Here is a 1,680-nt window from a genome sequence, read left to right as displayed (position 1 = left end):
CCGTGCTCGCCACCGCCGCGCCGACCGGCACGTCGGTGCGGGTGCCCGGTCCGGCCTCGCGCAGCGGAACCGACGCCGCCATCGCCGTCGGCGGCTCGCCGCCGGTGACCGCGGTGCGGGCGGCCTCGGCCATGGCCGAGCCGCTGGTGAAGCGGTCGAGCGGATCCTTGGCGAGGGCCCGCGACACCAGGGCGCGGACCGCCTCCGGGATGTCGTGCGGCAGCTCCGGCGGCTCGTCGTCCAGGTGCCGGACGGCGACCTGGAGGGGGTTGTCCCCGGTGAACGGTGGACCGCCGGTGAGGCAGCAGTAGGTGACCGCGCCGAGCGCGTAGATGTCGGTGGCACCGCTGACCGGACGACCGGCGGCCTGCTCGGGCGCCATGTAGAGAGCGGTGCCGGGTACCGCGTTGGTGCTGGTGATGCTGGTCACGTTGGTGGAACGGGCGACGCCGAAGTCGACGAGGACGACCGTGCCGTCCTCCTGGACCAGCAGGTTGCTGGGCTTGACGTCGCGGTGCACGATGCCGCCCCGGTGCGCCGCGCTCAGCGCGTGCGCCGCCTGGGCCACGATCGACATCGTCTCGGCCACGTCGAGCCGGCCGGCCGCCTCGATCCGCTTGGACAGCGGCTCACCCTCGACGAACTCCATGACCAGGTAGTCCGCCCGACCGCCGTCGGGCAGGTCGTCCTCGCCGCAGTCGTACACCTGCACGATGCCGGGGTGCCGCAGAGCCGCCATGATCCGTGCCTCGGCCCGGAAACGGGCGATGAAGTCCGGATCGGAGACCAGCGCCGGCAGCAGGACCTTGACCGCGACCTGTCGGCCGAGGACCAGGTCCGAGGCACGCCAGACGTCGCCCATGCCGCCGGTGGCGACACGTTCGTCCAGGCGGTACCGCCCGCTGAGCACGACCTCCGATGACAACACAGCATTACCGTACCCAGAGTGGCGGGCAACGGCGCGCTGCGGTTGATCGGCCGCGTGGTCGTACCCGCCGGTCCGTCCGGTCTGACCTCTATGGACGCGGTCGGATCTGTGACGGCTCGACGACGGCGGGTGACAAAACCCGACACATCCCGGCGTACGCTTGCCGGATCACCGCCCCGGGCCGCCTACCGGCCCGGGGAGCGTCCTGCGGTTCACACCTGTTACGGCGGCACGCCGGTCTGGCGGCTTGATAATTGTCACTCTTCCGTGACGCGATCCCGACTTGTCGCTCGGATGGTCCCCTTTTACCGTTAGCCCGGCTCGGGGCCGCCCGGCCGGCCGTGCGTCGAGAGCCGAGAGCCATCGCGCCGGTGCGGACGCCCCGGCCGGCCCGGACGCGGGCGCGAAGCGAATTCGGTGGAGGGCGGTGCGCGTGCGGGAGCCGGTGGGGTCGACGGTTCGCGCGCGGACGCAGGCGTGGCGCGTCGGGCCGGGCCGCCGTCCCGAGCCACCCGTGAGCCGCGGATGACCGGCGAGCTGTCCGAGGCGGTCACCGCCGCGCAGGCCGGGGACGAGGACGCCTTCCGCTTCCTGTACCGCAGCCTGCAGCCGGGCCTGCTGCGCTACCTGACCGCCCTGGTCGGGGCGGACGCCGAAGACGTGGCGTCGGAGACGTGGTTGCAGATCTCCCGGGACCTGCCCAACTTCACCGGCGGTGAGTTCCGCGCCTGGACGGTCACCATCGCCCGTAA

At 72.7% G+C, this 1,680-nt stretch carries 2 protein-coding genes; one reads left to right on the top strand and one right to left on the bottom strand.

What is annotated here, in order from left to right; genetic code table 11:
- Positions 1 to 928: serine/threonine-protein kinase (locus AB0J68_RS31990; protein ID WP_363942597.1), on the bottom strand; the 928-nt coding region annotated here is incomplete at its 3' end.
- Positions 929 to 1,453: 525 nt separating this feature from the next.
- Here AB0J68_RS31990 and AB0J68_RS31985 point away from each other — a divergent pair.
- On the top strand, positions 1,454 to 1,680 hold a 227-nt coding region (locus AB0J68_RS31985; protein ID WP_363942594.1), incomplete at its 3' end, for a sigma factor.

The sequence above is a fragment of the Micromonospora sp. NPDC049580 genome, assembly GCF_040675595.1.
Taxonomy (GTDB): Bacteria; Actinomycetota; Actinomycetes; order Mycobacteriales; family Micromonosporaceae; genus Micromonospora.
Note: the sequence above shows the minus strand (reverse complement) of the source record. Positions and strands in the feature narration are given on the sequence as shown.